This is a genomic window from Ideonella sp. P3_A4 (assembly GCF_056403075.1).
Genome location: NZ_JBFUGE010000324.1, coordinates 1 through 6,909, shown reverse-complemented (window position 1 = coordinate 6,909; position 6,909 = coordinate 1). Strand labels below are relative to the sequence as shown.

Below are 6,909 nucleotides of genomic sequence, written 5' to 3'. Positions count from 1 at the left end.
CTCGGCGTCGCTTCGCCCGCCTGGTCAATCTGAGCCAGAACCCGCTCGCCCTCGTCCGGTGTGTGCAACTGCGCCATCAGCGCCTGGCGCTGCCGAGCGCTGAGCTCGTGCAACCGCTTCAACCACCGCTTCCAGTCTTGTTCCTGCATCGYCTTCTCCAGGGAACCCGGCTTGCCGCCGTCTACCTGGCACGATGCACTTCCACTGGCTCATGGCCTGCGCCTGTCACTACTCAATGCGCAAAGAGCCATGAAAAAGGCCCGTCGAATGACGGGCCTTGGCCACGGAAATGTGGTTGACAGCGGGTCAGAAACCGCTCACGTCGAGCCGGCCGCCGGTCACCGTCTTGCCGGCCAGCGACGGCGTCGGCACCGCGGCTGCCAGGATGGCCGCCTTGATCTGCGCTGCCGTCAGTCCCGGGTGCAGGGAGGCGTAGAAGGCGACTGCACCGGTCACGTGCGGGGTGGCCATCGAGGTACCGTCGTACGAGGCATAGCTCGGCGTCAGCACACCGTTGACCATCTTCGGCACTGTCGACCAGATGCCCGAGCCGGGTGCACCCAGGTCGACCGACACCAGGCCGTAGTTCGAGAAGCCCGACTTGGCGCCGGTCTTGGTGATCGACGCCACCGCGATGATGTTCTCGCTGGTGTAGGCCGACGGGTAGTTCGGCTTGTTGTCGGTGTTCTGGCCGACCCCGAAGATGTTGCCGTTGCCGGCCGCGGCGATGAACAGGATGTTGGCCGCGCCCGAGCGGTCGATCGCGTCCTTCAGGCCCTGCGAGAAACCGCCGCCGCCCCACGAGTTGTTCGAGGCGACCAGGTTCAGGCCCTGGCGGGTCTTCAGGTCGGTGATGTAGTCGATCGCCAGGATCGCGTTGGCGGTGGTGCCGCCGTTGGCGCCCAGGAACTTGGCGTTGACGATCTTGGCCTTGCCGCAGATGCCGGCGGTGCCGATGCCGTTGCCGCGCACCGCGGCGATCGTGCCCGACACGTGCGTGCCGTGGTCGTCGCCCACGCCGTCGAAGGTGGACGCGTCGTTGTTCTCGAAGTCCCAGCCGTTGATGTCGTCGATGAAGCCGTTGCCGTCGTCATCGATGCCGTTGCCAGCGATCTCAAGCGGGTTCTGCCAGATGTTGGCCTGGGTGTCCGGGTGGGTGGTCATCACGCCTTCGTCGATGATCGCGACGACGACGTTGGCCGAGCATTTCTTGTTGGCCGCCCAGGCTTCAGCGGCCTGGCTGCCGTATTGGTTCTGCTGGCCGGGCGAGGTGTCGCCGTAGACGCCCCACAGGCTGCCGTCCTGGTAGTAGGGGTCGTTCGGCCCGGCTTGGTGGGTGTAGATCCAGTTCGGCTCGACGAAGCGGACGGCACCTTGCGCCCGCAGGTGGCGGATGGCGTCGGCCACGGCCAAGCCCTGCGGCAGGCGCACCCGGTGCAGTTCACCGTCGGCGGCAGCGCGCAGACGCTGCACCGACTGGGCGCCGAGCGCTGCCAGGGCGGCCTCCCGGGCGGCTGGTGCATGGCCGGCGCGGAATTGCACCAGCACTTCGGAAGCCACGTAACGCAGCTCGCTGCGCTGCAGGTCGGCGTCGACCTTGGCCGGGTTGGCCAGGGCGCCGCCCATGGCCGCAGCGGCGGCCAGGGCGATCAGCGTGCGGGCAGAAAATGTCTTCATGCTTCGGGCTTGCTCCATCGTTGATCGGTGTCATTCGGTGCGGCAAATGGCACGCTCCGTGCAATTGATTTTGACCAGGACGCCGTCGAGACTGCAGCGGGCCGACACTGCCGGCCGGCGCAGAATTGAGCGTTGTTGAACAAGATCACCCGGTCAGGAGCCTTCAGCCGGTGCTGTGATGTCCGATAAATCGCAGATCGGCGGGCGAACGTGTCCGCTGCCCCGGCCCGTTGGGCCGGCCACCTGACCCAGAAGACGAAAGGACGGCGTGGAGCACGAATCGTCCATGCTCGGCCGGTTGCGGCTTTTGTGGCAACAAGAACAGTGGCTTTACAGCTCGGCCGAGGCGGCTGCGGGCGAAGCACGCGCACGCCACATCGAGGCGGTGCTGCGCATGACGCCGCTGGTGATGGCCGCCAACCTGTTGAACGCCGCGTTGGTGCTGGTCTTTCTGGCGCGCACCGTGCCGGTGCTGCACCTGGCGATCTGGGCATGCCTGTTCGTTGGCGGCTGCGCCCACGCGATGCACAGCTGGTGGCGTTGGCGTGGCCGTGTCGTGAGGCAGATGCCGCCGCGGGCCGTGGTGCGGGCAACCGCCCAGTCCGCCTTCATCAGCGGAGCGTGGGCAGTGGTGCCCCTGCTCTGGCTGCCGATGGCCGCGCCGACCCAGCAGCTGATGCTGGCGGTGCTGACCAGCGGCGTGCTGTGCGCCGGGGCCTTCGTGCTGGCCACGGTGCTGCCTGCCAGCCTGGTCCACATCGCGGTGCTGAGCAGCGCCGCGATCATTTCACTGCTGCGCACCGGCCATGCCGTGCTGTTCGGGCTGGCGGCGATGGTGGTGGTCTACACCGTCGTCATCCTGGCCGGGGTGGTGACGATCAGCCGCCTGTTCAGCGCCCGGTTGGCATCGCAGCGCGAGGCTGAGCGCCAAAGCCAGGTTGTCGGCCTGCTGCTGCGCGACTTCGAGGAACATTCGGTCGACGTGCTGTGGGAGGTCGACCGCCGCGGCCGCTTCACCCATGTCTCGGACCGGTTGGTCGCCTTGCTGGGCCGCAGCCGCGAAAAGCTGCAGAAGAGCACCTTGGTCGACGTGCTGCAGTCGCGCACCAAGATGCCCAAGCGCCGCGCCGGCGTGGTGATCGACGAGTCCAGCGGTCTGCCGGCGCTGCGCCGTGCGGTGCTGCTGGACAAGCCGTTTCGCGACGTCGTGCTGAAGGTCAAGCAGCGCGATGGCTCGGCCTGGTGGTCGATCACCGCAAAGCCCTTGCTGGACGAAGCCGGCCACAGCACCGGCTGGCGCGGCGTGATCAGCGATGTGACCAAGCAGCGTGTGACGCACCAGCGCCTGGCCTACCTGGCCCACTTCGATTCATTGACCGGCCTGGCCAACCGGGTGCAATTGCGCGAGCGGTTGGACGAAGCCTTGACGGCCTCGGGCGAGCCGCGCCGGCGCAGCGCCTTGTTGTGTCTGGACCTGGACAACTTCAAGACCATCAACGACTCATTCGGCCATTCGGCTGGCGACGCGGTGCTGCGCCAGGTGGCCAGACGCCTGCAGGGCATGGTTCGCAGCAGCGACCTGTTGGCCCGGCTGGGCGGCGACGAATTCGCGGTGGTGCTGGACGACGTACGCAGCGATGGCGAGGTGCAGCAACTGTCGCAGCGCCTGGTCGAAGTGCTGAACCGGCCGGCGGTGATCCAGGGCCGGCTGGTGTCGATGGGCGCCAGCATCGGCGTCGCGCTGATCCCCGAGCACGGCCACACGGTCGACGAGATCCTGGGCAACGCCGACTTGGCGCTGTACGCCGCCAAGGAGCGGGGCCGCGGCCGCTTCGAGCTGTTCGTGCCGTCGCTCGGCCAGCGCAACCGGCGCGCCAGCCAGGTCGAGGCGGCGCTGCGCGAGGCGATCGAGCGCGGCGAAATGAGCTTGGAATGGCAGCCTCAGGTGGCCGTGGCCGACTGGAAGGTGGCGAGCGCCGAGGCGCTGCTGCGCTGGCAGCACCCGGAGCTGGGCACCGTCGAGCCCTCGGAGTTCATCCCCGTGGCCGAACGCTGCGGGCTGATCGGCGACATCGGCGCCTGGGTGCTGTCGCGCGCCTGCACCGAGGCCCAGGCGGCGTTGCCGGGGCTGGCGATATCGGTCAACGTGTCGCCGGTGCAGCTGATGCAGGAAGGTTTTCTCGAAGAGGTGCAGCAGGCGCTGCGCCAAAGCGGCCTGCCGCCGTCGCGGCTGGAGGTGGAGATCACCGAATCGGTCTTCATGGACGACCCGGCCGCCGCTTTGTCGCACCTGCATGCGCTGAAGGCCCTGGGCGTGCGCATCGCGCTGGACGACTTCGGCACCGGCTACTCGGCCTTCCAGTACCTGCGCCGCTTCCCGTTCGACACGCTGAAGATCGACCGTGCCTTCGTGCGCGAGTTGATGACCCACCACGACGCCCGCGCGATCGTGCGCACCATCGTGCAGTTGGCCACCACGCTGGGCATGCAGACGATCGCCGAAGGGGTCGAGGAGCCGGTGCAGCTGGAGGTGCTGAACCACGCCGGCTGCCGCCTGATCCAGGGTTACCTGGTGGCACGGCCGATGCCGCTGCTGCGCCTGCTGCCCTTCCTCGAGGGCTGGGGCGCCACCAGCCGACCCGAGCCGGGCGAGTTGCCGGAAACCATGCAGGTGCCATTGGACCGGCGAAGCGCCGAAACGCTGGCCGGGCGATAATCCGCGTTTGACCGGCGACAGCCCCGCCTGCACTGGCGGCGCGCTGCCCGGACGCGCCGACCGGATCCGCATCACGGCGGCGCCCCCGCTTTCCCGACCACTCGCAGGACATCCCGCAATGGCGCAATACGTCTTCACCATGAACCGCGTCGGCAAGATCGTGCCGCCGAAGCGGCAGATCCTGAAGGACATCTCGCTGTCCTTCTTCCCCGGCGCCAAGATCGGCGTGCTAGGCCTGAACGGCTCGGGCAAGTCGACGCTGCTGAAGATCATGGCCGGCATCGACAAGGAAATCGAAGGCGAAGCCACGCCGATGCCGGGCATCAAGATCGGTTACCTGCCGCAGGAGCCGCAGATGAAGCCCGAGCAGACCGTGCGCGAGTCGGTCGAAGAGGGCATCGGCGGCGTGCTGGCGGCCAAGAAGCGGCTGGACGAGGTCTATGCCGAGTACGCCGAGCCGGACGCCGACTTCGACAAGCTGGCCGCCGAACAGGCCGAGCTGGAAGCCATCATCGCTGCGGCCGGCAGCGAAAACACCGAACACCAGCTCGACATCGCCGCCGACGCGCTGCGCCTGCCGCCCTGGGACGCCGTGATCGGGCAGCTCTCCGGTGGCGAGAAGCGCCGCGTCGCGCTGTGCCGCCTGCTGCTGAGCAAGCCCGACATGCTGCTGCTYGACGAGCCGACCAACCACTTGGACGCCGAGTCGGTCGAGTGGCTGGAGCAGTTCCTCAAGCGCTTCAGCGGCACCGTGGTGGCCATCACCCACGATCGCTACTTCCTCGACAACGCGGCCGAATGGATCCTCGAACTCGACCGCGGCTCTGGCTATCCGTACAAGGGCAACTACTCCGACTGGCTGGACGGGAAAGAAAAGCGCCTGGAGCAGGAGCAGAAGACCGAGGACGCCCGCACCCGCGCGATGAAGCAGGAGCTGGAGTGGGTGCGCAAGAACGCCAAGGGCCGGCAGGCCAAGAGCAAGGCGCGCCTGGCCCGCTTCGAGGAGCTGAGCGACGTCGACTACCAGAAGCGCAACGAGACCAACGAGATCTTCATCCCGGTCGGTGAGCGCCTGGGCAACGAGGTGATCGAGTTCGTCAACGTCACCAAGAGCTTCGGCGACCGGGTGCTGATCGACAACCTGAGCTTCAAGGTGCCGGCCGGCGCGATCGTCGGCATCATCGGCCCCAACGGGGCCGGCAAGTCGACGCTGTTCCGCATGATCCAGGGCAGCGAGCAGCCGGATTCGGGCGAGGTCAAGGTCGGCAAGACCGCCAAGCTGGCCTTCGTCGACCAGAGCCGCGACAGCCTGGCCAACGACAAGACCGTGTGGCAGGACGTCTCCGGCGGCCTGGACAACATCATCGTCGGCAAGTTCGTGATGCCCAGCCGCGCCTACATCGGCCGCTTCAACTTCAAGGGCAACGACCAGCAGAAGCTGATCGGCTCACTGTCCGGTGGTGAGCGCGGCCGCCTGCACTTGGCCAAGACCCTGGCCCAGGGCGGCAACGTGCTGATGCTTGACGAACCGTCGAACGACCTGGACGTCGAAACCCTGCGGGCGCTGGAAGACGCGCTGCTCGAGTTCGCCGGCTCAGCGATGGTGATCAGCCATGACCGCTGGTTCCTCGACCGCATCTGCACCCACATCCTGGCCGTCGAAGACGAGTCGCAGTGGTACTTCTACGAAGGCAACTATCAGGAGTACGAGGAAGACAAGAAGCGCCGTCTGGGCGAAGAAGGCGCGCGGCCACACCGCATGCGCTTCAAAGCACTCAAGTAAGAACAAGGGCGCCGCGAGGCGCCCTTGTTGTTTCAGGGTCAGCCAAAGATGTCGAGGACGATCGCGAGGATCTCCAATGCAATGGACAAGGGCTGCGTCAGGTCACTCACCTGGTCCTGCTCGACGTTGCGCATCGGCGGTTTGCGGTCGAGCCCGTTGTTGACGAAGGTCCCGGCGCTGACGATGCCTTTCTCCTGGATGCCGGTGCCCGAGAAGTCGACGATCGTCAGGCAGTGCGACTCGTTGAAGTCACGGAAGAACGGTACGTGGTACGAGATGTTGGGCTCAGCGTCGAGTGAGGGCAGCCAGGCCGCGATGTCCTGTCGCCACAGCACGTTGAGCATCTGCTTTTGCTTCTCCGGATCGGTCTCGTTGGCGATGTCGGGGAAGAAGTCGAGGTAGCTGAAGCCCGAGAAGATGCCGTCCTGCTGGAAGACCAGGTAGCCGAAGCGGTCCTTCGGGTAGTGGCGCGCCAAGGCGCCGTTCAGGCTGCCCATGTTGTTGAAGTCCAGCCCCGGCAGCTTGGCCATCAGCGTCGGGATCATGCCGCCGGGCAGGTCCAGCCCCCAGCTGGCGCGGATCAGCTCATGCAGCGGCAGCGACGGCGACTGTTCCTTGGTGTTGCCGCGCGGCGCATTCATCATCGGTCCCGAGTCGGCCATCAGCGTCGCACGACCCCTGGGGGCCAGCTTGTCGCGCAGGACCGCGTAATTGGCGGTCGAGCCCACTCCGC

Annotated in this window: 3 protein-coding genes and 1 pseudogene; 2 read left to right on the top strand and 2 right to left on the bottom strand. The window is 66.9% G+C overall.

The genetic code is table 11. From position 1 onward, the window contains the following. Positions 1 to 306 precede the first annotated feature (306 nt). Positions 307 to 1,677 (bottom strand): S8 family peptidase, encoded by a 1,371-nt coding sequence (locus AC1DYI_RS22825; RefSeq protein WP_477206425.1) that lies wholly within the window; start codon positions 1,675 to 1,677, stop codon positions 307 to 309. A gap of 268 nt (positions 1,678 to 1,945) precedes the next feature. On the opposite strand from AC1DYI_RS22825, the gene AC1DYI_RS22820 reads away from it, so the two are divergent. Both AC1DYI_RS22820 and ettA read left to right on the top strand, forming a co-directional pair. Further along, positions 1,946 to 4,393, top strand: coding sequence for a putative bifunctional diguanylate cyclase/phosphodiesterase (locus AC1DYI_RS22820; protein WP_477206424.1), 2,448 nt, complete (start codon positions 1,946 to 1,948; stop codon positions 4,391 to 4,393). Between the two features lie 118 nt (positions 4,394 to 4,511). After that, the gene (gene ettA / locus AC1DYI_RS22815) at positions 4,512 to 6,176 is read left to right on the top strand and encodes an energy-dependent translational throttle protein EttA (RefSeq protein WP_477206423.1); all 1,665 of its coding nucleotides are present in this window, start codon (positions 4,512 to 4,514) and stop codon (positions 6,174 to 6,176) included. A 38-nt stretch (positions 6,177 to 6,214) separates the two neighbouring features. Here the strand turns inward: ettA and AC1DYI_RS22810 are convergent. Continuing rightward, positions 6,215 to 6,909, bottom strand: a pseudogene (locus tag AC1DYI_RS22810) (hypothetical protein); the annotation flags it as partial.

Bases quoted from the DNA above. Each gene is read 5' to 3' on its own strand.
- AC1DYI_RS22825 (WP_477206425.1), bottom strand. From the start codon at position 1,677: ATGAAGACATTTTCTGCCCGCACGCTGATCGCCCTGGCCGCCGCTGCG.